This is a genomic window from Anaerolineales bacterium, from assembly GCA_030583885.1.
In the GTDB taxonomy this organism is placed as follows: Bacteria; Chloroflexota; Anaerolineae; order Anaerolineales; family Villigracilaceae; genus Villigracilis.
In genome coordinates this window covers 2851349-2877728 of the sequence record CP129480.1, presented here as the reverse complement: position 1 = coordinate 2877728, position 26380 = coordinate 2851349, and the positions used below count along the sequence as shown (strand labels likewise).

Here is a 26380-nt window from a genome sequence, read left to right as displayed (position 1 = left end):
TGTGGGTATGCCGGATATTATAAAGCCAATGGTATTGACCATTGGCTTTTATTGAATCCAGATGTTACGCAGCGGGTTCGGCCGGTGACTGGTCGGATGTGGCCATATACCCCGCCCCCGCCCCTACACCGGCTGCCAATAAAGCTCCGACAATTCCAAAGCATAAGCCGGTGCCGAGGCCTCCGAAGTAATATCCAATGAGAATGGAGGGGCTGCTGTCCATGGATGGGATTTCTCCAAATATGGGTTGGGTGCCCGATGCCTGCATATAGACGAGCGCTCCGATTGCGCCGATTACCTGCCCGACGATGATCAAGACGCCGGCTATGCCGCCGGCTGTTGCGCCGGTTTTTGCCCCCTCATTCCTGGTTGGAGGATTTTCCTGCCGGGCAGCAAAGAAACCGGCCAATCCGCCGGCAACCAGGGCAACGACCGGTCCACAGAAACCGATTAAGCCGGCCACACATGCATTCAGCACCAATCCAATTGCGCCTGCAATCAACCCGATTTTAATCCTTGGTCTCATGGCTGTCTCCTGTTGTCGGGATGATGATATTTTCCCACAAAAAAGCATGGTTGGCAGGATCGATTTTTCATCCTGTATTACAATCCCCGCATGGCTGATCTCGGTTCATCGCTCTATGATTTAATGGGTGGCGCGACGGGTCTCCGCCCGCTGGTTGACCGTTTTTACGACCTTATGGATTCGTCGCCGCAAGCGAAGGATATTCGCGCGCTTCACGCCCCCAGTTTGAAGGGATCGCGCGAAAAGTTGTTCATGTTCCTCTGCGGCTGGTCGGGCGGACCGCCGCTTTACATGCAAACGTTTGGCCATCCGAAATTACGGATGCGCCACCTGCCGTTTCCCATCGGTGTGCGCGAACGCGACCAGTGGCTGTGGTGCATGAACCAGGCCATCGACGAAAGCGATTTCATCCCTGCGGTGAAGGAACATCTCAAATCGCGGTTTGCTGAAATCGCCGATTTCATGCGGAATCAGGAAGGGTGATTTTCAATTTCCAATATTCTTCAACGCCTCGCGGCGGCTCAGCGGATGCAATTCCTTCGTCGCCTTCACGAACTTCTTCACCGCTGCGGGATCCGTCCATGCGTACTGGCGCAGCGACCAGCCGATGGCTTTGTTGATGAAGAACTCGTCCGAGCCGAGATTTTCCCTTATCAGTTCACAAAGCAGACCAAAGTCCGTTCCTTCCTTGTACCCGAGTTGGAACAGCAAAGTTGTCCGCCTCAGCCAGAAGTTATCGGACGTGCGCCATTTCTTGAGATATTTCTCCCGCACTTCGGGAAAGCGCTGGAAATGCACGCCGACGGTGTCCCCTGCGAGCGTGTCCACGGTGTCCCACCACGATTTAATGACGATGAGGTATTCGAGCGTGGAGATAAAGTCAGGGTCGAGTTTCCTTTGTAACCTGCCGATCAGTCCATTTGCGGTGTACTGAAATTCGCGCTGGGGCAGTGACCACAACTCCCGCGCGATGACATCCAACCCGTCCGGCGGCGGGAGCCCATGCCCTTTGATAAACTCCTTCATCAGCGCGGCCCGCGCAGGTGTTTTGATTCCCAGAAACTCGAACTGATCGCGCATATACTTCTTCATCGGCGCGGCATTGGCGTTCTGTTCAAGGAGTGATTGCAGTGAGCGAACATAGGAATGCATATGATCTCCATGTACTACGGCACGGGCGTATCGGGCGGGTCAACTGGCTGGACAAAGCGTATCAACCAATTCCCATTCCCCTTGTCTTCCACATAGGAGAACGGCGTGACAAGATGGATCCACGTTCGGCCGGGGTGCAGGGGGATGGGATTATTCTGCGAATCCAAAAAGTAGACCGGGCGCGGCAGTCCCGTCTGCTGTTCCCATTCACGGTTGCGCGTCGTCCAGCGGATGGGGAAGACCTGTCCATCACGGAAGAGATATGCATGGCCGCCCTCGCCGCTCCCCAGTTCGATCTCGAATTGATTGTGGCGGTAGCGTTGATGATCTGCAAACAGGACAATGATATTTTCAAAGGCAAGTTGTCTGCCTGTTAACCTGTCTGTTGCGGGGACGAATGTACCCGTGCCGTCTGCCAGATCTGTCCAGTGCAGATAGCTGCCGGAAACGGAGGCATACTTCCATGCGGATTGCGTGTAGGCATGATAGAAAACATTTAATTCAACGGCAGGTTTTCCATTCGCAGGAACTTCCTCCGAAAACAAATTTCCAGAATAATTAACGGGTTGGTTTGCCGCGCGGCTTTGCTCCGCCAGTTCACGCAGACGAGTTGCCGTCAATAGCGCGCTGTTGGGTGTGGACGTATCCACACCATAGACGATCTCACACCCATCGAGCATTGCGCCGATGTCCCATGCCGCACTGGCGTACACAAGGCAGCTGTTCCAGAACATCGCCCCGATCTTGTTGTACGTCAACCGCCCCGAGCGGATCGGTCCGATATACGGCTCGTGTGGAATGTACCAATTTTGCGGGGTGCCCGTCACAGAAATCGTCGGAGTGGGGGAAGGCTTTTCGGAGAGGATCAAGCCTGCATCCCAGAATGAAGCAGTTTCATCAGCCGTGAAAGAAATCGTTTCACCTGTCGCAGGGTTCGCATCGCTGTCGTGGTCTTCGTCGCCGATGTTCACTTGTGTGAAGGTGTAGGAATCAGGTTTGATGAATTGGATGATGACTTCACCGCCCGGCCGCTCGAACCAAAAATACCCATTCGAATCGGTGACCGCCTCCCCCACAACCTGACGGCTGCTCCCGTCCAGCAGGCGGACGCAAACGCCCGAAACGCCGACCTCCCAATCGTCCTGCAGGCCGTTCGTATTTTCATCGAGCCAGACGCGGTTGCCGATCCAATTTGACCTTGGCTGGGCGAACTCGCCTGCGCACCCGCCGCCGACGTTGGGGATCTCACGCGGTGCCTCGCCATAAAAAACGGACATGAAACGCGTGGCGCCTTCGCCGATGTAGAATTCGAATATCCATGCAGCGAAACTGATCCCTGCCTGCGGGCGCGCGCTGACGGGCATGTTGCTGACCGAGACCAAGACAGCGGGAAGCTCCAACCAGGCTGGGTCCCCGACTTTTAATCCCGTGAGCGGATTGACCCCCGCAGGAAAATCTTCAAGGTTGGGCCCGAACGCGATCGGCATACTGTGCGATTGCGGTGTGGCTGTCGGCAACGGCGTTTGTGTCATCGTGGGTGTTGTGGAAATGTCCGGCCGGAGGGCATCGGTTGGGGCTGATTCAATCTCCTGCATATTCCCGCATGATGCCAGGATGAGCGCAAAAAGAAAGAAGGATATAATCCCGCGGAACAAGGCTCTACCCTCCGGTCTCATTCATTTTGCACCAGACGGCTGATGGAATTGGAGCAGCCACTCGCCCGGCCTTCTTTCAGTGACCGCTGTTTCGGGAGTGACGACCAAAATCCACGTGCGGCCGGGTTTGAGCGGCATGAGCGTGTTGTCGTCCGCGTTGACGAACTTGACCGGCCTGTGCCGTCCCGTTCGTTTTTCATCGTCGTTGAGCTGTGTGCTCCAATACATATCATACATCTGACCGTCGCGGAATAAAAGCGCATACCCCGTAGTATTCTCTTCGAGGTGGATATCCAGGTTCGTGGGGGAGACCACGTCATGTTCGGCAAACAGGATGATCACATTTTCAAATTGCAGTTGGCGACCCGTCAGGCGGTCCACCTCAGGGACCACGAATCCTGCGGTATTGGGGTCGGCAGTATCCACATAGCGCCAGTAGCTTTCGGATGCTGCGTCAAACACCCATGCCGATTGATTAAGATACGCAATATACACCTGCAGGCGCGCGGCGGTTGCCCCGCCTGCAGGCGGCACGTCCTTGAAGATGTTGCTGGAGTAATTGATCTCACCATCCCTGCTTTTCTGTGCGAGCCGCTTTAACTCGTTTGTCTCCAGCATGTATCCGCCGCCGTCAATGTCGTGTGTCACAAAAAAACATTGCGGTATTTTGTCCAGCACTTCGGGCGACGCGAAGGCATAGATCAAGCACGAGTCGGGGAAAAAGGCGGCGATATCGGCGTAGATCAACCGCCCTGAACGGATCGGTCCCACTTTGGCGGGCGGAAGTTCGGAGAGAGGAAAAGGATCGGATGACAGGACCAGGCCTGCGTCCACGTGAAGAAGCGTGGACTTTACCTCAACCGCCACGGTCCGGCCTGTGGCTGGATCGGCGTCGCTATCCTGATTGTTATCCCCGATATTTTTTTGCGTGAACTCCATCCTTGCAGGCTTTTGAAAAACGAGAATATATCCGCCCGCTTCGACGTTGAAGCCGTAATAGCCGTTGCTGTCCGTGGAAGTTTGGGCCAGTGGCGTGCCGCCTTCGTCATACAGTGTGACGCAAATCCCGCCCACTCCGCGCTCCCAATCATCCTGCATGTGATCCCCGTTCGAATCCAGCCAGACGCGGTTCCCAAGCAGACTGGATGTTTGGCGGATGGGCTCGCGGCGAACGGGACAATCTCCATGGACGGCATTTTCAGGTTCTGGGAAACTGCCATAAAAGGTGGTTAAAAAACGCGTCGCGCCTTCGGTGATGTAGATTTCAAAGACCCAGGGCGCAAAGGACAACCCCGCCTGCGGACGTGCCGTGACGGGAAAGTGTGAGATTGAAACAAGCAGGGCGGGCAGATCCAGCAAGGTTGGATCCTCCACATACAACCCTGTCAGCGGATTGACGTTCGGCGGAACCAGCGGAGCAGGCGTGAGTGTCGGCTCGGCAATGGGTGTTTGCGCCGCGGGGGTTTCGGTGGGTTCCGCAACATCGTCGCTTGCAGCGCAGGAGGAAAGGACGGATAAGCTCAAGATGATGAAAAATAGGAATGTTAATTTTGCGCCTGGTTGCATGGAATCTCCATTTCAAGGTATTCCCCCAAACTGCTATTTGCTGAAAGCCATGAGCTACCCGCCAAATGCCGCCCTCACCCGCCTATAGGTATCATCCAATGACTCCGGCAATACGCGCGTCTCGGCCACTGCGGACATAAAATTCGTATCTCCCGCCCAGCGCGGAACGATATGAATATGGACGTGTCCCAATACGCCCGCGCCCGCCGCTTCACCGATGTTCGCACCCATGTTGAATCCGTGCGGTTTGTAGATCCCGCGCAGAACCGACATGCTGCGTGAAGTCAGTTCCATCATATCCGCGCGGGTCTCCGTGTCCAGTTCTTCGAGATTCGGCACATGCGCGAAGGGAATGACCATCAAATGCCCGCTCGTATAGGGGAAGCGGTTGAGGATCACATAAGCGAGTTTTCCGCGAAACGCGATCAGATTCTCAATGCCGTCCGCTTTGGCTTGTGCATTGCAAAACACACAGCCATTTTCCTTTTCGTGGTTTTCGATGTATGTCATGCGCCAGGGTGACCAGAGATGTTTCATGGTTTTGGATTGGAAGGTTTGCTTTTGTGCAATTATAGGCGAAAAACCGTGTTCTTGAATTTCTAAAACCAGATTATTAACCTTCAGGCGTTCCAGCCATCACCCGTTCAAACCTTTAAACCGATTCCCCATTCCCCATTCCTTATTTTTCGATTATCCTACCCCTGATGCAACCCAGCCTTTTCGCCGAAACCCTGACCGTCTCCCAACTCACCTTCCGCATCCGCAAACTGTTGGAGGATAACCCCGAATTGCAGGATGTGTGGGTGACGGGTGAAATCTCCAATCTCTCGCGCCCCGTGTCGGGCCACATCTACTTTACCCTCAAAGATAAGAACGCTGCGTTGAAATGTGTGATGTGGAAAACGGATGCCGCACGTACAAGACCCGTTCTTCAGGAAGGTGCGGCGGTGGAAGCACATGGACGCATCGCCGTGTACGAACCGCAGGGGCAATACCAACTTGTCGCAAATCTCATCCAGGCAAAGGGCGAAGGCGCGCTCTTTCAGGAATTTCTGCGGCTCAAGTCCATGTTGGAAGCCGAAGGTCTGTTTGACCCCGAACACAAGCGCGACATTCCAGTCCTTCCACAAACCATCGGTATTGTCACATCCGCCACGGGTGCGGCTTTGCGTGACATGCTCAACACCATTCGCCGCCGCCAGCCGCTTGCACGCATCATCCTGGCCCCGTCCCCTGTGCAGGGCGTGGATGCGCCGCCCGCTCTCGTCGCTGCACTGCAATCACTCAACAGACAGAATCCGGATGTGATCCTCGTCGCACGCGGTGGAGGTTCCATCGAAGACCTGTGGGCGTTCAACGATGAGCGCGTTGTCCGCGCGCTTGCCGCATCGCAGGCTCCCGTTATTTCGGGGGTGGGTCACGAAACGGATTTCACCCTGTGCGATTTCGCCGCCGACCTGCGCGCCCCGACGCCCACTGCCGCCGCGGAGCTCGCCACTCAGATCACATTGGATGACCTCCGCTTTCAACTTTCCACTTTCCAATCCCGCCTCGCGGACTTAACCTCCAGTCTGCTCGCTGACCGCCGGGTTTTGACCTCCTCCCTGGCCTCCCGCCTGCGTTACGCATCACCGCAACGGCGCATTCAATCTGCATCCCAGCATCTTGACGAACTCTCCCGCCGCTCCTTTTCTACACTCGTTCATCGCATCCAGTTGCAATCCGCCTGCGTGGATGGAATGTCCAAGCGGCTGGGATCGCTGAATCCCGAAGGCATCCTTTCGCGGGGATATGCTATCATCACGCGGAAAAGTGACGGCAAAGTCGTCAGCCTGGTCTCGCAAGCGCAAGGCGACATGAGTGTCCGTGTGAGTGATGGAGAGTTTGAAGTAAATCGAAAAATGTAGTTCGATATTGGTCTCGTACATATCGGACATTGGAGCTGTTATGCCAAAATCACCCGCCAAAAAATCGGAAAAACCCGCTGAAGAATTGACCTATGAAGAGGCGCTCACTGAACTGGAGCAGATCGTCGAGACGCTCGAAAGTGAACAGAATCCGCTCGAAGAGGCGATGCATCTTTTCGAGCGGGGACAGGCTTTAGTCGCGCGCTGCGGCGCGTTGCTTGATTCCGCCCAGTTCAAGGTGCAGGAACTTGTTGGGGAGTCACTCGTTCCCTTCGAGGAAGAATCCGATGATTGAAGAACTGCTGCAAAATAAAGTTTTGATCGCTGTTCTGTCAGCCTGGCTTCTCGCCCAGGTCTTGAAGGTTCCCACGGAATACCTGCGTTCGCGACGCTGGCTCTGGGCAATGTTTTTTGCCGCCGGTGGAATGCCCTCCTCGCACACCGCGCTCATGGTGGCAGGGACACTGGCCGTCGGTTTGTATCACGGTTTTGATAATCCCTTGTTTGGCATTGCGGTTGCCGCGACCATGATCATCGCGCACGATGCGGCGGGTGTGCGCCGGCAGGCAGGCAAGCACGCGGAACGGATCAATTTATTGTTCGATGAACTGCTTCACGGCCATATGTGGGATGAAGATGAATTGAAGGAAGTCATCGGGCATACCCCGCTGGAGGTGATCGGCGGCATTATTCTCGGTTTGCTGGCTGCCATTGTACAATGGATGGTCTGGCAGTAAAAGACGGGCGGAAATCCTTATCTCTTGAGCCTCCGCATCACCCCGTTCACAATTGTGCCCAATTCAGGCACGCGCAAAATAAACAGGATCCCAAAATATACCAACCCGCCGAGAATCACCCCGGCAGGGACAAGCGCCCAGGCGCTGAGGGATTTTCCATAGGTCAACACGCCGAATAAGGTCAGTGACATCCCTGTTGCGGCAACCAGGGATGGGACGATGCCGCGCAGAATGTGACTGCCCCCAATTCCGTTCAAGCGTCTTCGCATCATAATGAAGAGAACAACTGCCTCCAGCGCTGTGGCAAGCGAGTTCGCCAGCGCAAGACCGCCGTGCGGCATCCAGCCGATGGATGCGAACATTCTGGAGAGGGCAATGCTGAAAACAACATTCAACAGCATGGCAACCGTACCAATGATGACGGGGGTCTTCGTATCGTGTTGGGCGTAGAAAGCGCGGGTTAGGATCTCCATGACCGCATGTCCCAACAGGCCTGTCGCATACCAGAGCAAAGCCCAGGCAACCAGCTGCACGGAGCGTTCGTCGAATTCCCCGCGTTGATACAACAACGAAACCAGCGGCTCGCGTAAAAGGATCAATCCCACGCTGGCTGGCAGTGCGAGCAAAATCACTCCCCGAAGCGAAGACGCAAGCGACGAGCGCATCTCGTCCGTTTGACCGAGCGCATGCTGGGCGGAAAAGGTCGGCATTGCCGCAATCGCCACCGACTGCGCAATCGCAGCCTGCGCCATGAGCATGAGTGAGAATCCATAGTACAAGCCGCTCACGCTCCCGGGCATCATTTGCGATGCCAGCCATGTGTTGACCCAGAAATTTAATTGCACAACCGCCACACCGAGCAGGCGCGGACCCATCAGCAGGAATACCCGGCGGACGGTGGGGTTGCCAAGTCCGAGCGAGAAAGAATAAGTTGCCGGTGACAAGTTGTCAGTCACCAGTTTTAACAGGGATGGAAGTTGTACAAAGAGATAGAACACCGCGCCGATCACCACGCCCCATGCGAGACCATAAATCCCCAGCGTAGGGGAGAGGAAGACTGCGCCGAAAATAATTCCAAGTTGATACAGCGCGGGCGTCAGCGCGGGAACCAAAAAGAATTGATGCGCATTCAGGATGCCCACGATCAAGCCGCCCAGGCCGAACAGCACTGCAGAGATCAACTGGATGCGGAGCAGTGAAACGGTTAGCGAAAACAGTTCGGGGTCGGCGGCGAGCCCGGGCGCGAGGGCGTAGCGTACCACCTGCGGGGCGAAAAATGCCAATAGTGCGGCGAGCAGGCTGAGGGTGAGCGTGACCGCGTTCGCAATCGAAGAAGCGAGTTTCCACGCCGTGTGCTTTTTGTCTTTGGCGAGCAACCCAGTGAAAGTTGGGATGAACGCCGAGCCGAGTGCGCCGCCCGCAACCAGCAAGAATAATGTTTCCGAAACGCGGTTTGCGGCGAAGAAGGCATCCAGTTCGGGAGATGCGCCGAAAACCTGCGCCACCAAAATACCGCGCACCAGTCCGGCGATCTGTCCCAGCACGATGGCGAACATCACCGTCCCTGCGGCGCGCGCGATCCGTTTGTTTGCTGTGGATTGTGTCATGGGTGGCGCGATTATAATCCCATTGGGAGAACCCCATGAAAAAGTTATTGATCCTATTGCTCGCGAGCCTGACCTTGTTAGCAGCGTGTGACATTCCGACGACCGCGCCTCCGACTCCACCCAACCCTGATTCTGTGACCGGGACAGTTGCCCCGACCCTCGAAGTGATTCCGCTTCCCGTAGGCGTCGGTTCGAGCGGCGGCTGGTATGCGTTGTATTTCACCGACCCGCTCGACCCTTTATCTGCCCAACGCACAGGCGGCATCGACGGACCACTGGTTGCCGCCATCGACTCCGCCCGCCTGACGCTCGATGTGGCGATTTACAGCATCGGCTTGCGCAGTATCCGCGATGCGATCATCCGCGCGCACAAACGCGGCGTGCAGGTGCGCATGGTCTTGGAGAGCGATCACCTGGAGCGTTCCGCCCCTCAGCGCTTCAAGGAGGAGGGCATTCCCATTTTGGGTGACCGCCGCGAGGGATTGATGCACAACAAGTTTGTCATCATCGACGGGTATGAAGTGTGGACAGGCTCGGCGAATTTCACGGAGACCGGGCTGTATGCCGACAACAACTTCCTGTTGCGAATCCGTTCGATGGAACTGGCGGAAAATTTTACAAAAGAATTCGATGAGATGTTCGTGGACGATAAATTCGGCGACAATATCGTTCCTGAAACGCCGCATCCGCTCCTGACGTTGGAAGGGACAGAGGTCGAAACCTGGTTCTCGCCCGATGACGGCGTGCAGGCGAGGATCGTGGAGATTATCTACTCCGCCCAGGAAAGCCTTTATTTCATGGCGTTTTCATTTACATCAGATCCCATCGGCGAGGCGGTGCGCGAACGTGCGCGCGATGGAGTCACTGTGGCGGGCGTGATGGACGACGAACAGGTCAACTCAAACATCGGTACGGAGTTCGACCCGTTCCGCCAGGCAGGGCTGGATGTGTACCGCGACGGGAATGAAGGTCAGATGCATCACAAGGTCATCATCATCGACGAGCGCATCGTCATTCTCGGTTCGTACAATTTTTCCAACGCCGCTGAGACCAGGAATGACGAGACCGTATTGATCATCCATAATCCGCAGTTCGCCAGTCAATTCATCGAAGAGTTCAAACGTGTGTATGCGCAGGCGCAGTAAACCCAATTATTAATTTGCCTTTTGCAAAAAAATCGGGTACATTTGCCCCAGCACGCGCGTTCTAACTCAATAAAAGACCCTACAGGTCTGTCAGACCTGTAGGGTCTTAACGGAGAACTTTCATGGCTCAAGAAAAATTCTATCTCGGACGCATATTTAATGAAAAGACCACCAAGGTCATCGACAAGGCGCTGGAATACGACTCTGCCGATCTCACCACCCACGCCGTTGTCACAGGCATGACAGGTTCCGGCAAGACGGGTTTATGTATTGCCCTGCTTGAAGAAGCCGCATTGCACGGCATTCCCGCCATCATCATCGACCCCAAAGGCGATCTGACCAACCTGCTCCTGCACTTCCCCGACCTTGCCCCGCAGGATTTTCAGCCATGGATCGACCCCGAGGTCGTCCGCCGCGCAAATAAGACCATGGAACAAGCCGCGCAGGAGGCCTCGCTCGCCTGGCGTACCGGCATTACGGAATGGGGTATGGACCAGGCTCGTATCCTCGACCTCAAGAACGCTGTGCAGTTCTCCATTTTCACACCCGGCTCCGATGCGGGCATTCCCGTCAGCGTGTTATCCTCGCTCGACGCACCAGGCTTGGACTGGTCGAGCAACCGCGAAGTCCTGCGTGAGCGCATTTCCAGCACCGTCACTGCACTGCTCGGTCTGGTCGGCATGAACAATATCGACCCGATCTCCTCACGCGAACACATCCTGCTCTCCAATATCTTTGAAAATCATTGGAGTCAGGGGCGCGGAATCGAACTGACCGAACTCATCCTTGAAACCCAAAGCCCGCCCTTCCCCAAACTCGGCGCATTCGATGTGGACACCTTCTTCCCGCCCAAAGACCGCATGTCGCTGGCGATGTCGCTCAACAACATACTCGCCGCGCCCGCGTTCCAATCGTGGCGCGAGGGGCAGGCGCTCGACATTCAATCTCTGCTTTACACCAAAGACGGCAGACCGCGCCACAGTGTTTTCTATCTTGCGCATCTCTCCGACAGTGAGCGCATGTTCTTCGTTACCCTGCTCCTCTCCGCAGTCGAAACATGGATGCGCACCCAAAAAGGCACCACGACACTGCGCGCCCTGCTCTACATGGACGAGATCTTTGGCTATCTCCCGCCCACTGCCAATCCGCCCTCCAAACAGCCGTTATTGCGAATGCTGAAGCAAGCCCGCGCCTTTGGCCTTGGCATTTTGCTCGCCACCCAAAACCCCGTGGACCTGGATTACAAAGCCCTCTCCAACACCGGCACATGGTTCATCGGCAAACTGCAAACCGAACGCGACAAGGACCGTCTGCTCGACGGTCTCGAAAGCCTCGCTGGCGGCTTCTCCCGTGCCGAAATGGACAAACTCATCTCGTCCATCGGCAAACGCGTCTTTGTCATGAACAATGTCCACGAAAAAACGCCGATCCTCTTTCAGACCCGCTGGGTGATGAACTTCCTCGCCGGACCGATCACCCGTGAACAGATTCCCAATCTCAATCAACTTGCTGGTGTGACGACAGCGCCGCCTCCATCCGCGCCCAAGCCAGTTTCGGCTCCGAGGAACGAATCCACGCCCCAGCCTGCCGTTGAAAAACTGCAAGCCGTTCCCGTTCCAGCGGTGGAACCTGCCGCTTCAACCAATCGTCAATCACAAACCGTAAATCTACGATCGGACGGCAGCCGCACAAAACCGCCCGTCCCCACTGGTGTACGTGAATATTTTCTCCCGCAAAATTACAGCCTATCCGAGGCATTTCAGTTTTCTGGGCGTGCCATGCCGTTTGGGGCTGCCATTCAGGGTGTGATCTATCGTCCTGCCTTGCTTGCCTCTGCCCAGATTCGCATCCTTGACCGTAAACATGGCGTGGATGCAGAGATCACCCGCTCTGCGCTTGTGGAGTTATTGGACCGCCGCGGCATTGTCCGCTGGGAGGATTTTTCGTATGCCGGTCCTCCGCTGGATCGCATCGAGACCATGCCCGACGCCTCCGCGCGTTTTGATTCCATCGATTCGCCTTTGAACGACTCCAAGTTAATGACCGCCCTGCAAAAGGACTTTACGGACTGGATCTTTCGCAATTCATCCGTAGCTGCCCGCGCCAATAAAGCACTCAAGGTCTTTGCCGGACCCGATGTCAGCCAGGCAGATTTCATGAAGGCCTGTGCCGACGCCGCCCGCGATGCGCGTGATGCGGAAATGTCCAAGAAGACCTCTGCCATCGATCGGAAACTTAAAACGCTGGAGGATAAACTCGTCCGCGAAGAGCGCGAACTGCGCGAGGATGAAGCCAAACTACAAGCCCGCAAATTAGAGGCAGGGGCAAACCTGTTGGAATTGGGGGCGGGGCTGGCCGGCTTTGGGCGCAAGAAAAGCGTTTCGACCCAGTTTACGAAACAACGCATGAAGGACCAGGCAAAACAGGATGTGCAGGAATCCATCGAGTCCATTGCTCAGTATAAGAAGGAGATCGCCCTGCTCCAGCGCGAACGCAAAGAAGTGGTAACGGAGGTCAGCGATCGCTGGGGGCACGTGGTCAATGATATTGACGAGGTGTCCATCAGCCCCAAGAAGACTGATGTTTATGTCAACCTGTTCGGCGTGGCGTGGAGGCCGTTCTACGTCGTCGAAGCGGCGGGCGAGTCGTTTGAGCTGCCCGCGTTTGGGGCGGAGTAGAAGGTCATTGCGGGGAACGAAGTGACGAAGCAATCTCAAGTTGAAGATTGCCTCGGGCGGAAATGAACGCCCTCGCAATGACAAATCGCATGTAAGGCAGTGACGGCCCCGTGTCGTCACTATGTTTTAAAGGACATCCTCATGAATATCTTTATTCTTCTGCTTGCCCTGGCCATCTGGGGGATTGTGCATTCCTTTCTCGCCTCCCATCTGGCAAAGGACTTGTTCCGCCTGACCCTCGGAACCATGGATTTTTACCGCCTGGCCTATAACGCCTTTTCGGTGATCAGCTTTCTCCCCATCCTGTATTTGATGGTAAGCCTGCCAAACCAGCCTGTTTATCAAGTCTCCGCGCCGTGGAGCTATTTCATGCTGGGCGGACAGGTTCTTTCCGCGCTGCTGTTGTTCGTTGCATTCCTGCAGACCGATGCGCTGTCTTTTGTGGGTTTGCGTCAACTGTTCGAAAAAGAGGAGAGGGGCGTGCTTGTCATGCGCGGGCTGTACAGCGTGGTGCGGCATCCCCTGTATACGTTTGGTCTGCTCTTTATCTGGTTGACTCCCGCGGCGACGCAGAATTCCCTCACGCTGTATATCGGCGCAACGATTTATACGCTGTTGGGTGCCTACTTCGAAGAGCGCAAACTCCTGCGTGATTTTGGCAGGGCCTATGCAGAATACAAACGCAGGACGCCGATGTTGATTCCGGGATTGATATTTGGAAGTGACAGTTCGGATGGTGGGAATGTGAATTAAGCGGAAACAGGTTGTTCGTCCGGAACGAAGCGTTCCTGATTCCCAAGCTTGAGATGAAGTCCATAGAACCCCGTCGCGGCAACGGCACATAGAACCCCGCCGATGTACCAAAGCAGGTTGGGGTTGAAGTTGTCGAGGATGAAGCCTGCCAGCATGGGCGCGAACGTGGAAGGGAGCAGCCAGGTCAGGCCGAAGATCGCCATGTAGCGTCCGCGCATCTCTTCGGGGGCGAAGTTGGCGGCGAGGGTCTGGCTGGTGGGCATGATGAGCATTTCGCCGATGGTGATGACCACGATGGCGGACATGAACAGCCAGTAGGCGGCGATAAATCCAAACATACTGAAACCAAGCATGTAAAAAAGTGTGCCAAGCGCCATGATGGCAAAGGGCGGACGATATTTAATTTTGCGCGAAACCCGGAATTGAAAGAGGATGACCGTGATGGCGCTGGTGGTCATCAGGAAGCCGTAGCCCTGCGGGTTGATGCTGTGATTATCGCGCAGGAAGACCGAGAGTGAGTTGTACATCTGCTGGTAGACTGCGCCCATCAGGATGGCGGCAATGATAAACGCCATGAAGGCAAAGTCTTTAATAACGATGCCATAGCCCGCAATCGTCTTCCAGATGGATTCGTGCGGTTTCTTTCCCTTCTCATCATGATGTTCGGGCTTGGTTTCAGGCATGAATTTGTAAAAGATAACCGCCACAATGCAGCTGACGATGGCGTCGATGACGAATAACAATGTGAATGAGTAACTGGCGACGAAGCCGCCGACGCTGGGTCCGATAATCCAGGCTAAATTACGGACGACGCGCATCAACCCGAATCCCTCCTGCCGTTGTTTCTCGGTCAGGATGTCTGCCATCATGGCCTGGTGCGCGGGACCGGACACATCCGAGAGCAAGCCGATGAAGGCGGCCAGCGGGAACAACACTGCCATCGAATTGGCGAATCCCAATGTCAGTGTGCTGAGCGCGCTGAACACCAGCCCAAACAGGATCAGTTTGCGGCGGCCGAAGCGGTCGGTGAGCGCTCCGCCGATCATGCTTCCTGCGATGCCGAAGATGGAGAAAGTCGCAAGCACCATCCCCGCCTGCGTCATCCCGACGTTAAATCTGCCTGTGATGTAGAGCGAGAAGAAGGGGAAAAGAAGCGTCCCACCGACGCTGTCAATGAAGAAGGTCAGGACAATGATCCAGAACTTGGGTGGGAAGCTGTGGTAGATGTTCTTCAGGCGCATGAACATGATTGCCTGATTATAGAACGTATGTTTTATTTGTCAAGAACGAAAAGATGGGGGCTGGCCTTCTATGAGGCTGTCTCCATCCCCAGGATGGAAGCAAGGCCCTGGATGAATATACTGCTTCCAAACAGCAGGACGGTGTTCTTTACATCCCCGCTGACAATCGACCAATGAATTCCAAATGCGAAGGCAGACACGCCGAAGATGACAAGCACCAGCCCGCTTAATAACAGGTGGTTATGGTTGATGGGCTGGATGCTGTCCTTTAAGGTCAAGATGCCAAAATAGAGAGCCAGCATCCCTGCGCCTGTCTTGAAGGCGATCCATCCCAATGTTTCGCCGGCAGATATGCAGGACAGGATCAGCAGTGTGCCATGGATCGAATTGAGAAACGCCATCAGAATGGAAATGACCTGCATGCCTGCACCTCCTTATCCTCGATCCAAGGATACAGGAGAGATGCTGGCAAATTCTATTGAGAGTCTGTCAAATCCCAGTAAAAACCCGCATGCCAAGGGAATGCGGGTTTTTGTGGTGCGCTACTTCTGTGTACTATGCGTGTTCGACGCGGGGTTTTGCGATGTTGACTTTGAGCTCGTTGCCGCCCAGGGAATAGGCGTTGAACATGCTGATCGCCTTGTCTGCCTCGGCTTGATCGGGCATGGCAACAAATGCAAAGCCCTTCGAGAGGCCGGAGCCCTTGTCCATGACGAGTTCCACCGAAGAGACGGTTCCGGCGGTTGCGAAGAGGGTCTTGATCTCCTCCTCCGTGGTGGACTTGTTCAGGTTGCCTACGTAAATTCGAATATCCATTTTATGACTTCCTTCTCCAGCTCGGCTGGAACAAAATGACCGTCGTCCCTACAAAAAGGGTCGGCGGTCAAGGTACGACTGATAGATCCAATTTATTGCGCTTTCAGTGTAACACATATTCCGCCGGCAGGCGGATGAGTATTTTGCAGGCAGGGTCGAGGTCGAAATTCCAGCCACTCAAAATTCCGACCCAGTCACCAGGACATTAATACTGGAACATGAAAGAGAGCCTTGATGACATTTGGCACATGACTCCGGCAGATATTCTTGCTACTATTTTATGGATTGCCACACTTCATTGGAGGAATCATGAATGCCAATACCTTTGACTGGAAAAAACCATCTCAATTGTCCGTGATTCAATTACTGTTTGCAGTCTTTCTGCCAAGCGGTTTCGCGTATGTTGGATTTCACGTCGCCCTGCCTGCACTGGTGGCTGGGGGATTGCCGGTCATGATCGCCTGGCCTTCTGTTGCCAGTGTGATGCTCCTGATCTTTGTGATCCTTGCCGTCTTTTTGTTAAACAAAGAGGCGCAAAGTCTGGGCATATCACTCTGGACACGCATGTGTATGAAGAGACTTTCCGGCAGGGAATGGGGAGTATATATATTGATTGCGGTTGTCGGTCTGTTCGCTTCCATCACGGTCCAGAGCCTGGTCCATCCCTTCATGGATGTATTTGGCCTGGGCATTCCAGCCTACATGCCCTTTTTCCTGAACCCAGCCATTGACCCGATGACTGCGGATATGTCCATCGTGTCTCCCGGATTGCCCTTGGGAGGAAATTATGGCATCTTGATCCTAATGGGAATTACGCTATTGCTGAACATCCTTACCGAAGAACTGTATTTCCGGGCCTGGATGCTTCCCAAACTCTCACGGTATGGAGCCTGGAGTTGGGTGATGAATGGCACCCTTTTTGCCTTGTATCACACCTTCCAATTTTGGTTGTTTCCGACCTTGCTGGTTGCGAGTTTGTTTTTTGCATTCATCTTCTATAAGAGTAAAAGCATCTGGCCATCCTTTGCAGCACATCTGATCGCAAATTTCCTGCTTTCAATACTTGGAATCATGATGTTGATCATCGGATAGAGGGCTGCATTTTACAACCATGCCGCCCGCAAAATGGTGAAAAGTTTGCGGGCCGCCAGCGCAGCGAATGCCTGTCCTATTGATAAATTGCATTCGTCTATTTGGATCATCGCCTTTTGACCTGGCAGAATACGACAGCAGGACCAAATGGACCTTATGAAACCCGAGCAGGGTGGGGGGTGCGTGTGCAAAGGCTGTCCACAGGTACAACTCGGGCCGCCGACTTCATTTTGGAAGGAACGTTCCGCTTGTGATTATTTTCCCCAGTTCTTCCGGAAACAAAATGGCCGCTGCCTTACAAACAGATTCGGCGATTAAAGTGCGACTGATAAATCCACATTGTTGTGCCCTCAGTTTAATGCACATTCCTCCCGCAGTCCGGGATGTTGTGAGGTTGGGCGTATTTACACTTTCAGAGTACTTTTTATTGCAGCTATTACCAGCGATGCTCCAATGTCCTCTGCGATGTTAAGCACCCAAGTTCCAATGTGTTGAAGTGTTTGAAGCGCCTTGGATTTGTCACCATCGTTTGCTGCATTTTCCGCAGCTTTTATTTTTTCAATTTCTTCAACATGCTCTGAATGATTGGAGAGTAGCTCCATTTGCTCGCGAAGTTTTTTTAATTCCTCCGCCAGCTTTGCCATTTCAATGATCGATTCATTTGTATCCGAGGAATTTTGGAAAGTAATATTATTTGCCTGTGCGCCTGGTCCGACTGCACCGGCTTGGCCAACTTTATAGACGTCTCTCATATAGTTCTCCGTTATGAATATCTGGGTGATATAGTCGCGGACTTTTTTTGCCACCTGTGGCCTGATCTCAAGCAGTTTTATTTTTTGCTGCAAGGCGTCATGGCGTCCTGGATTTATATCCTCCAGCGAATCCCGTATGAGGGAACCAATTTCATTTGGTTCAAAGTATTTGTCGGAGGATTTTTGAAGCTTGAAGATTCGTCGAGTAGCTTCGTTGAAATAGTATTGGAGATAACTCAAAGCCTGTGTGTTCTCCTCTCCATTATTTCGACCTATGCTTCCCGTTTCGATTAATTTCAGTACGGTCCAAAGCGTTTCCTGCTCGGCATTTAATCTTGTTAATATGATTCTGGCAGTACGGCTTGTTTGTTTGCTGGCCGGGAGGGTTGTAAGGCATTTGGCCATCCATACATTTTTTACTAGATTTTTTTGTGGTGATACGTCCCAATGATAAAGGGTGATTTCGTCTTCCATTGGCGAATTGATCAGGCGCGAATTTAAAGGGGTTGGTAATTTTTCTCCTGCATTGAATTCGACCCAGAATATGGGTTCGCCTGCCATCGCCCAATAATTATCCATGTCCTTCAAGCAGGATTTTTTTGTGGTCGATGAAAGGTAAAGTGTGGCGAGATGTCTTCCAAGATTTTCGAGTGGGACGATTTTGCTTGGCAATCGTTTTGTTTTTGATTGTGGGTTCGAACCAATTGATGGAAGGATGCGCGGGTCCGGAGGAGTGGCAATCTCAATTGGCGTTTTGAAGAATTCCATCATCAAGGTCTGAAATGCCTTTGGTGAAAGGCTGATATTTGTTGGCTTAGTTACAAATATCAGCTCAAATTTTGCAACCGCCATGCCATCAAAGTAAAAATGCCGAGATTTACACCTCAGGCTGATTTTGGGATTGTTCTCTGTCACTCCATTCGAGGGGCTGTATGGTATTGGTTTTTCGATTTTTATGGCGTGCTTTGCATCGCAAATTTCATTTTCCCCGATCCAGCCTTGAATGCCACCTTTCCCTCTTTTTCTGACCATTCCGAAAGACCTAATGAATTCCTGATATGGTTTTGGAGACGGCCAAAGAGGTGAGGGCAATTGTCCTGTTTTCGTTTTCACAAATCGCCGTATATCCGCAATTGGAAACTGGACGAAAATTAGCATGCCGTCTCGCTTTCAAAAACACCTTGCCCGCCGAACGGGCAAGGTGTGAAGTGGATGGGACTCGAACCCATAACCTTTACCTCGTGAGGTAACGCCTTCCCATTTAGGCTACCACATGCTCTGTCGATAGCAGTCCTTTGCTGTTTTCGACTTCTACCAGCACAGATGCACATTGCTGCATATCTGTGAAAATAGCTCCTGCTTTCACTATACATCAAAATAACCCGAAATTCAATACATGAACGGGTTGAGTTCATCAAAGTTACACTTGCCGTCGAGATATATTACATTTGTCTATTTGACATCCTTCCCCTTTTTTGCTAAACTATAAGTTGTCAGACAAATTTGACTGTGCTCCACAGGTCGCTTATTAACTGCTAATCGACACTTCTAATAGTTAATTCGCTGAAAGCCAATTGCAAATGCCCACCCTCCTCATCAAAAATGCCCATATCGTCACCATGGACGACCATCAGCGGGAGATTCCCGAGGGTGGTCTTTTTGTTCGGGATGGCTTTATCGAGCAGGTGGATGAGACAACCAAACTTCCCCCCACTGCCGATGAAGTCCTCGACCTGAAAGGTCATGTCCTCCTACCGGGGTTGGTCAACACGCACCATCACTTCTATCAGACCCTCACGCGCGCCGTCCCTGCCGCACAGGACGCCAACCTTTTCAACTGGCTCAAAACGCTCTATCCCATCTGGGCGAAAATCCAGCCCGAAGATATTTTCATCTCGACCCAGACCGCGCTGGCGGAACTTGCCCTTTCGGGATGCACCACCGCATCGGATCATCTCTACCTCTATCCCAACGCCTCGAAACTGGACGATGAAATTGCTGCCGCTCTTGAAGTGGGGGTGAGGCTGCATGCTTCCCGTGGTTCGATGAGCCTCGGTGAATCCAAAGGCGGACTCCCGCCCGACAGCGTGGTGGATACCGAAGAGAACATCCTAAAAGACTCACAGCGGCTCATCGAGAAATTTCACGACCCCAAGCCCGGCGCGATGACGCAAATTGTCCTCGCGCCATGTTCGCCGTTCAGCGTCACATCAGATTTGATGAAGCAGTCTGCGAAACTGGCGCGGGAATACGGCGTGCACCTCCATACGCATCTTGCTGAAACTGAAGATGAAGAACAATTCTGTATGCAGATGTTCGGTCGTCGCCCCGTCGGCTACATGCAGGAAGTGGACTGGGTCGGCGAGGATGTGTGGTTTGCCCATGCGATTTGGGTCAACGATGAGGAAATTCAGGTCTTTGCAAAACACAATTGCGGCGTGGCGCATTGTCCGGCGTCGAACATGCGGCTGGCGTCGGGGATTGCCCCGGTGAAGGAATACCGAAAAGCAGGTGTGAATGTGGGTCTGGGCGTGGATGGCTCTGCTTCCAACGATGGCTCGCACCTGCTGGCGGAAGTCCGCAACGCGATGCTGCTCTCCCGTGTCAATGATGGATTAACGGGCTATTCCCTTTCGAACGATCCAGATAGAAAATTGATGACTGCCCGCGAAGCCCTGCATCTTGGCACGCGCGGCGGCGCGGCGGTTCTTGGACGAACCGATATCGGCAGTCTGGAACCCGGAAAGTGCGCCGACTTTTTTGCGGTCAACTTGAATAGGCTTGGCTATGCCGGCATGCACGACCCGGTCTCTGCGACCGTGTTCGGCCAGTCCATGAACGTGGATTACACGGTTGTGAATGGAAAGTTCGTCGTCAAGGAAGGCCGGCTGATGACGGTTGATCAAGGAAAGTTGATCGAGAAGCATAATAGACGCGCCAAAGCCTTATTGTCTCTGGTAAGTTAATTTTGGTTCTTTTGTGAAGGAAGGAGAAGAAGTGTCCCGTAAAAACAAAGTTACTTTGTACGGACTCAAGAAAGGCGTGCAATACCTTGGGATCGTGTCAATTGATATTGCCAAACATTCTAGAATTAAAGATAACGACCAAGATGTTAGTCTTACGAGATCGGCTTTCCTTTCAATGGCAGAGGCTCAATTGCCAGCTAGGGGCAGCTGGAAGATGACGCGTCAGGGAGATGGGGAAGGTTTTTTGTTTGATATTAGTAAGGGTTCTGATGAAATGATTTTATTTGCGGATCGTATTCTTCAGTTGGTCCATTACTTCAATCGTGCGAAAGGTAAATTGAATAAATTGCCAAATGATACGGATATATTCGTCAGAATAGTCTGCCATGCGGGCAATATAGTGAATAATGAGAGGACATCTGGAGATTTGGGAGGTGATGCTTTAAACGAATTATTTAAACACGAAAAAATAATTGGAAAAGCAGGAAAAATTGTTCTAACAAATGAAGTTTTTCGGTGGCTTTCAAAAGAATTAAAATTGAGGTGTACCGCAAATAACTCGGATATTCCTTTTGGGCAATGTTACGTGCTTGATCATGGAACATCATCCTGCCAAATCCAGATGAATGACCTTGATTCAAAGCAGCTTCGAGATTGGATAGTGAAGATGCTCGCCCAAAGAAAATTTAATAAATTACTATATTTTGGATATACAAATGAACGATTACATGATTTTCTGGGTTTTAAACTCTCGGGTATTGAAGTAAAGATTTTGGTTCGAAACTGGTTGACCGAAAAAACAGATGAACAACAGTACAATCGAAATAAGTTTATAGAAAAACAAAAGCAAGATCATTCTTCTAGCCCTTGGTTGAAATCTGAAAAAATCAAAGCAACCGTAAAGGAAATAATGGAAAGTGATAAATGGAGAGACTCTAAGAAATCCATTGACGTTCGATTTTACGCTGAACCACCTATTTTCAATGGGGTAATCCTGTTAAATGAGGAGATGACTGATTCGGTTGCACATATTGGTATCATAAAGTGGGATACCAATACTATTGATGGGGGATCTCCTTATAAATTAGAGGAATGGGCGGCGTTATTACTTGACGGTAACACTATTGAGCATCAAACTCTTTTGGATTATTTGGCAAGTCGATTTTGGAAAAGCTGGGAATTGTCCCAATCCTATACTGATGTGTGTAAACAACAGGAGATTGATGAGGCAAACAGCCCGAGCCTAATAGAGCAAATTTGGTGCTTGGACAGTAAACCGTATAAAATCATTTATCCATTACGAAGCGGACCAAATCCAAATTTCCCTCTAGTGTATCATGAAGATGTAAAGGCATTTCGTGCCGTAGAGGCTTTTTTGAAGGAATACGGGGTGGATTCTGAGTTGCATAATTTCCAGCTGGGTGATGTATCTTTACACGACTGGTTCCCAAGTGGCGAGGAGGAGAAAATCGAAGAATGGCATGGCCATATTGTTTATATTTGTGCACGATCCATTTCTCCAAATCTCAAGGAGTATTTGCGCGGCATTCGGTTTCCTGTTGAATTTTCATATCAAGATAGAATAAGCCCGCATTTACTTTATTTGCCCACCGGAGAACAGATTCATTCGCCGATGGATTTGCAATCACCGTCACCGTCTGACTATTCGCTTATTGGAAGATTTAGGCGCAAGAATCAAAGAGGTTTTGGTTATATCTTGGCAGGAATACATAGTATTGGAACTTGGGGCGCAGCTAGTTATTTAACCAATCCGTTAAATCTCCGCACATTGACACAAATAGCAAATGGAAGAGACTTTGCGGCAGTGCTGTCTACCGAATTTAATATCAAAACAAGAGAAAATGAGCCTACCAATCTGTTAATAGCACCTCAAATATTCTAGTTGATGTACTATCCGCACTGACTGTGAAACGGAGATTTTATGACATCATCCACAAAATTGACTGCCGCTCTCGTTGACGTTGCAATGGGGCGCGCACACGCCGATCTTGTCCTGCGGGGCGGGAAATGGGTATGCGTACAGTCTGGCGAGATCATTCCAAATATCGATGTCGCCATTGTGCAGGGCCGCATCGCGTTTGTCGGGCGGGATGCGGGGCATGCCATTGGCAAAAAGACGAAGGTGATCGAAGCCGCGGGGCGTTACCTTGTGCCCGGTTTGCTGGATGGTCATATGCATGTTGAATCAGGCATGGTCACGGTAACAGAATTTGTCCGTGCGGTGGCGGTGCGCGGTACGACAGGCATGTTCATCGACCCGCATGAGATCGCCAATATCTTCGGTCTTGAAGGCGTGAAGTTGATGGTGGACGAGGCCCAGAAACAGCCGATCCATGTCTGGGTGCAGATGCCGTCGTGTGTACCGTCTGCGCCGGGGCTGGAGACGCCAGGTTCCTCGATAGGCCCAAAAGAAGTGACCGAGGCCATGAAATGGAAAGGCATCATCGGCCTGGGCGAGATGATGAATTTTCCCGGCGTGTTCATGAGCGACAAGAAAATGCTGGATGAAATGTCCGCGACCCATGCGGCGGGCAAGGTCATTGGCGGGCATTACGCCTCGCCTGACCTTGGACTGCCGTTCCACGGCTATGTGGCCGGCGGCGCGGAGGATGACCACGAAGGTACACGCATGGATGATGCGATTGCGCGCGTGCGGCAGGGCATGAAGGCCATGCTGAGGTACGGCTCGGCGTGGTTCGATGTTGCCGCGCAGGTCAAAGCCATTACCGAAAAGAAAATGGATTCGCGCCGCTTCATTTTGTGTACGGATGATTCCCATGCCGAGACATTGACTCAGGAAGGGCACATGGACCGTGTCCTGCGCCATGCGATTGGCGAGGGCTTGAACCCGATGACGGCGATTCAGATGATGACCATCAACACGGCGGAGCATTTCGGTCTCACCAGGGAAATGGGCATGATCGCGCCCGGCCGCTGGGCGGATGTGCTGCTGGTGGAAGACCTGATGAATTTCAAGGCGGATTTGGTCATTGCCAAGGGACAGGTCATTGCCGAGAAAGGTGAGCTATTGGTCAAACTGCCTGTGGTGAAATATCCCTCGTGGGTGACCAAATCTGTGAAGATGAAGCGAAAACTCACAGCGCAGGATTTTGCTCTTCGGACAAGAGCAGCTGCCGGCGCGGAGGTCGAGGCGCATGTCATTGGCGTGATCGAGAATCAGGCGCCGACCCGCCATCTCAGGTTGAAGGTCAAGGCTGAGCATGGCGAAGTCAAGGCAGATATCAAGCGTGACCTGGCAAAGATCGCGTTGGTGGAACGTCACCGCGCGACCGGCAAGGTTACCGTTGGATTGGTGAGCGGTTTTGGTTTTACGCGCAAATGCGCGCTCGGCTCGACTGTGGCACATGACAGCCATCACATGATCGTGGTTGGCACGGACGATGAAAGCATGGCGATTGCCGCAAATGAACTGGCAAAGTGCGGCGGCGGTCAGATCGTGGTGCTGGACGGCAGGGTGATCGGACTGGTGGAACTGCAGATCGCGGGCTTGATGTCCAGTGAGCGCGCGGATATTGTGGCAAAGAAAGCCGCCACTGTGCTGGACGGGTTCAAGATGTGCGGCAGTGAATTGAACAACCCGAACATGCAATTGAGTTTGATGGCGTTGGTGGTCATCCCCGAATTAAGAATTTCGGATAAGGGCCTTGTGGATGTCACCCAGTTTGATTTTGTCCCGGTCCTGGAAGATTGAGGAAGCATGGCTAATTTTCCTTTTCAACGTCTGCAAACGGATCTGGCGGCGTTGATTGCGCGGTCACCCGCGGGTCAGCGTCTGCCCTCCGAGCCTGACCTTGCAAAACAACTCGGCGTTTCACGTGCCACGCTGCGCGAGGCCATGCGTTCGTTTGAAACCCAGGGGTTGATCCGCCGCAGGCAGGGGTCGGGGACGTTTGTCGTCGGCAGGATGCAAACGATCGACAGCGGCCTTGAAGTGCTCGAAAGCCTTGAAACGGTTGCCGGACGGCTGGGTCTCGAAGTTTCGGTGAGTAATTTGAGCATTGAAAGCATTACTGCCGATGAAGATCTTGCGCCTGAACTGAAAGTCGCGGTGGATACGAAACTGACCCGCGTGCGGCGTGTTATCCGCGCGGAAAACCGACCTGTGGCGTATCTTGTGGATATTCTTCCCGAGGACGTTATGGACGCGAAGAGCCTGCCGTCCGATTTTAATGGCTCTGTTCTGGATTTCTTACTGGGCCGCGGTGATGCGTTGACTTCCTCCCGTGCGAACGTTAGTGCGCTCGGCGCGACTGCGGAGGTGGCCAAGCCGCTCGAGATCCAGCGCGGTGATGTGTTGTTGCATTTCCGTTCGCATTTATTCGACGGGAACGCGCAGATCGTCGATTATTCGTTGAGTTATTTTATCCCCGGTTATTTTCACTTCCACGTTGTGCGGCGTGTCGGTCTGAATTAAAACCGCAGGGCGTTGAGTTTTTTGCAGCTCAGGCTTTATCTAATTTTTTATGAAGAGGTACATGTGAAAACGCAGGAACTAAAAAAGAAGGTGGAACAGAACCGTGAAATCATCATTCAGTTTATGCGCGAGATTGTTGCCATCCCCAGCATGGACGGGCAGTTGAAGGATGTCGGCGAGCGGATCCAGTCCGAAATGCGGACGCTCGGTTTTGACGAGGCGCGCTTCGATAAGATGGGCAACACCATCGGCCGCATCGGCAACGGACCCAAGGTGATCGTCTTCGACTCACATATTGACACCGTCGGTGTGGGCGACCCCGGCGAATGGGAATGGGACCCATTCGTGGGCAAGGTGGAGGACGGCAGGCTGTATGCGCGCGGTGCGTGCGATGAAAAAGGCAGCACGCCCGGCATGATCTATGGCATGGCAATCGCCCGCGATCTGGGCCTGCTCGACGGCTATACCGCCTACTACTTCGGCAACATGGAGGAGGAATGTGACGGCATTGCCCCCAATACCTTTGTGGAGATTGACCCGAAGGTCAAGCCTGATTTTGTTGTGATCGGTGAGCCGACCAGAATGCAGGTCTATCGCGGACATAAGGGTCGCATCGAATTGAAGATCACCGCCTCCGGCCGCTCGGCACACGCGGCCTCGCACTATCTGGGCGACAACGCCGTGTACAAGATGATGGCAGTCATCACTCAGGTCCGCGAGTTGGATCGCCGCTTCCGCCTGGGCATGGGATCTCATCCGGTGCAGGGCTTTCCCTCCATCGCAGTGACCGATGTGATGGCACGCACGGCTTCTCTCAACGCTGTACCGGATCAGTTCACGATCTATCTCGACCGCCGCATCACATCGAACGAACCGCGCGACGAGGTGATCGCGCAGATCAAAGGTTTGATCCCAGACTATTTACAGGAAGAAATCCAGGTTGAAGAACTGTTCTACGATAAGCCGTCCTACACGGGCTTTGTGTTTCCGGTATCAAAGTTCTATCCCCCTTTTTTACTGGACGATGCACATCCATTGACCCGGGCCGGACAGGGCACCATCGAGGCGTTGTGGGGTGAAAAGCGCAAACTTGGAACGTGGGACTTCTCGACAAACGGCACGTATTGGGCCGGCAAGGCTGGCATCCCCTCCATCGGTTTTGGTCCTGGCAACGAGAAGACCGCGCATATGCGCGACGAAAACGTGCCGCTCGATGAAGTGGTGGCCGCCACGGAGTTCTATGCACTCCTGCCGAAGGTGCTGAGCCAGGAAGTGAAGTAATAATCCTTCACATCCAGATCCCTTTCCTTGCGAAGAATCCCGGGTTGGGA

23 protein-coding genes and 1 tRNA gene are annotated in these 26380 nt (G+C 53.0%); 13 read left to right on the top strand and 11 right to left on the bottom strand.

Features of this window, described 5'->3' with window-relative positions; all coding sequences use genetic code 11:
• Window positions 1–64: 64 nt before the first annotated feature.
• A complete protein-coding gene (locus QY332_14265; protein ID WKZ34781.1) occupies window positions 65–526 on the bottom strand; it encodes a hypothetical protein in 462 nt (153 codons plus the stop codon).
• Window positions 527–616: 90 nt separating this feature from the next.
• Here QY332_14265 and QY332_14260 point away from each other — a divergent pair, with 90 nt between their 5' ends.
• A complete protein-coding gene (locus QY332_14260; GenBank protein ID WKZ34780.1) occupies window positions 617–1009 on the top strand; it encodes a group II truncated hemoglobin in 393 nt (130 codons plus the stop codon).
• A gap of 3 nt (window positions 1010–1012) precedes the next feature.
• On the opposite strand, the gene QY332_14255 is transcribed toward QY332_14260, so the two are convergent.
• The 4 genes from QY332_14255 to QY332_14240 form a co-directional block, all read right to left on the bottom strand.
• Window positions 1013–1678 carry a DNA alkylation repair protein gene (locus QY332_14255; protein ID WKZ34779.1) on the bottom strand — a complete coding sequence of 222 codons (666 nt, stop codon included), beginning with the start codon at window positions 1676–1678 and terminating at the stop codon, window positions 1013–1015.
• 14 nt (window positions 1679–1692) lie between these two features.
• Entirely contained in the window at window positions 1693–3273 is a 1581-nt protein-coding gene (locus QY332_14250; GenBank protein ID WKZ34778.1) for an SdrD B-like domain-containing protein, read from the bottom strand.
• Between the two features lie 81 nt (window positions 3274–3354).
• Window positions 3355–4899, bottom strand: a complete 1545-nt coding sequence (locus tag QY332_14245) for an SdrD B-like domain-containing protein (GenBank protein ID WKZ34777.1) — start codon at window positions 4897–4899, stop codon at window positions 3355–3357.
• A gap of 54 nt (window positions 4900–4953) precedes the next feature.
• The gene (locus tag QY332_14240) at window positions 4954–5409 is read right to left on the bottom strand and encodes an HIT domain-containing protein (protein WKZ34776.1); all 456 of its coding nucleotides are present in this window, start codon (window positions 5407–5409) and stop codon (window positions 4954–4956) included.
• Window positions 5410–5603: 194 nt separating this feature from the next.
• Here QY332_14240 and xseA point away from each other — a divergent pair, with 194 nt between their 5' ends.
• The 3 genes from xseA to QY332_14225 are packed head-to-tail and all read left to right on the top strand — an operon-like array spanning window position 5604 to window position 7543.
• A complete protein-coding gene (xseA, locus tag QY332_14235; GenBank protein ID WKZ34775.1) occupies window positions 5604–6806 on the top strand; it encodes an exodeoxyribonuclease VII large subunit in 1203 nt (400 codons plus the stop codon).
• Window positions 6807–6846: 40 nt separating this feature from the next.
• Window positions 6847–7101, top strand: a complete 255-nt coding sequence (xseB, locus tag QY332_14230) for an exodeoxyribonuclease VII small subunit (GenBank protein WKZ34774.1) — start codon at window positions 6847–6849, stop codon at window positions 7099–7101.
• The gene (locus tag QY332_14225) at window positions 7094–7543 is read left to right on the top strand and encodes a divergent PAP2 family protein (protein WKZ34773.1); all 450 of its coding nucleotides are present in this window, start codon (window positions 7094–7096) and stop codon (window positions 7541–7543) included. Before xseB ends, QY332_14225 begins: the two co-directional genes overlap by 8 nt.
• A 17-nt stretch (window positions 7544–7560) precedes the next feature.
• On the opposite strand, the gene murJ is transcribed toward QY332_14225, so the two are convergent.
• Entirely contained in the window at window positions 7561–9150 is a 1590-nt protein-coding gene (gene murJ / locus QY332_14220; protein ID WKZ34772.1) for a murein biosynthesis integral membrane protein MurJ, read from the bottom strand.
• A gap of 35 nt (window positions 9151–9185) precedes the next feature.
• Between murJ and QY332_14215 the strand changes: the two genes are divergently transcribed.
• The 3 genes from QY332_14215 to QY332_14205 all read left to right on the top strand — a co-directional run bounded on the left by QY332_14215 (window position 9186) and on the right by QY332_14205 (window position 13726).
• Window positions 9186–10295 (top strand): phospholipase D-like domain-containing protein, encoded by a 1110-nt coding sequence (locus QY332_14215; GenBank protein ID WKZ34771.1) that lies wholly within the window; start codon window positions 9186–9188, stop codon window positions 10293–10295.
• A gap of 122 nt (window positions 10296–10417) precedes the next feature.
• Window positions 10418–12973 (top strand): DUF87 domain-containing protein, encoded by a 2556-nt coding sequence (locus tag QY332_14210; GenBank protein WKZ34770.1) that lies wholly within the window; start codon window positions 10418–10420, stop codon window positions 12971–12973.
• A gap of 141 nt (window positions 12974–13114) precedes the next feature.
• Window positions 13115–13726 carry an isoprenylcysteine carboxylmethyltransferase family protein gene (locus QY332_14205; protein WKZ34769.1) on the top strand — a complete coding sequence of 204 codons (612 nt, stop codon included), beginning with the start codon at window positions 13115–13117 and terminating at the stop codon, window positions 13724–13726.
• Here QY332_14205 and QY332_14200 read toward each other — a convergent pair.
• The 3 genes from QY332_14200 to QY332_14190 all read right to left on the bottom strand — a co-directional run bounded on the left by QY332_14200 (window position 13723) and on the right by QY332_14190 (window position 15783).
• Window positions 13723–14967, bottom strand: a complete 1245-nt coding sequence (locus QY332_14200) for an MFS transporter (protein ID WKZ34768.1) — start codon at window positions 14965–14967, stop codon at window positions 13723–13725. The genes QY332_14205 and QY332_14200 overlap by 4 nt on opposite strands.
• 68 nt (window positions 14968–15035) lie before the next feature.
• Complete coding sequence (locus QY332_14195) at window positions 15036–15389, bottom strand: hypothetical protein (GenBank protein WKZ34767.1); 354 nt, start codon at window positions 15387–15389, stop codon at window positions 15036–15038.
• A 133-nt stretch (window positions 15390–15522) separates the two neighbouring features.
• Window positions 15523–15783 (bottom strand): RNA-binding protein, encoded by a 261-nt coding sequence (locus QY332_14190; GenBank protein WKZ34766.1) that lies wholly within the window; start codon window positions 15781–15783, stop codon window positions 15523–15525.
• A gap of 309 nt (window positions 15784–16092) precedes the next feature.
• Between QY332_14190 and QY332_14185 the strand changes: the two genes are divergently transcribed.
• Window positions 16093–16875, top strand: coding sequence for a CPBP family intramembrane metalloprotease (locus tag QY332_14185; protein ID WKZ34765.1), 783 nt, complete (start codon window positions 16093–16095; stop codon window positions 16873–16875).
• A 404-nt stretch (window positions 16876–17279) separates the two neighbouring features.
• Here QY332_14185 and QY332_14180 read toward each other — a convergent pair whose 3' ends face one another.
• Together QY332_14180 and QY332_14175 are read right to left on the bottom strand one after the other, a co-directional pair.
• Complete coding sequence (locus tag QY332_14180) at window positions 17280–18740, bottom strand: hypothetical protein (protein ID WKZ34764.1); 1461 nt, start codon at window positions 18738–18740, stop codon at window positions 17280–17282.
• Between the two features lie 91 nt (window positions 18741–18831).
• Window positions 18832–18906, bottom strand: a tRNA-OTHER gene (locus QY332_14175).
• 301 nt (window positions 18907–19207) lie between these two features.
• Between QY332_14175 and QY332_14170 the strand changes: the two genes are divergently transcribed.
• From QY332_14170 to QY332_14150, 5 genes are all read left to right on the top strand, one after another.
• Window positions 19208–20593: an 8-oxoguanine deaminase gene (locus QY332_14170; GenBank protein WKZ34763.1), complete on the top strand. Its 1386-nt coding sequence runs from the start codon at window positions 19208–19210 to the stop codon at window positions 20591–20593.
• A gap of 31 nt (window positions 20594–20624) precedes the next feature.
• Window positions 20625–22496 carry a hypothetical protein gene (locus QY332_14165; protein ID WKZ34762.1) on the top strand — a complete coding sequence of 624 codons (1872 nt, stop codon included), beginning with the start codon at window positions 20625–20627 and terminating at the stop codon, window positions 22494–22496.
• Between the two features lie 39 nt (window positions 22497–22535).
• A complete protein-coding gene (ade, locus tag QY332_14160; protein WKZ34761.1) occupies window positions 22536–24326 on the top strand; it encodes an adenine deaminase in 1791 nt (596 codons plus the stop codon).
• A 6-nt stretch (window positions 24327–24332) separates the two neighbouring features.
• Window positions 24333–25049 (top strand): GntR family transcriptional regulator, encoded by a 717-nt coding sequence (locus QY332_14155; protein ID WKZ34760.1) that lies wholly within the window; start codon window positions 24333–24335, stop codon window positions 25047–25049.
• Window positions 25050–25112: 63 nt separating this feature from the next.
• Window positions 25113–26330 (top strand): YgeY family selenium metabolism-linked hydrolase, encoded by a 1218-nt coding sequence (locus tag QY332_14150; GenBank protein ID WKZ34759.1) that lies wholly within the window; start codon window positions 25113–25115, stop codon window positions 26328–26330.
• The last annotated feature ends 50 nt before the right edge of the window (window positions 26331–26380 follow it).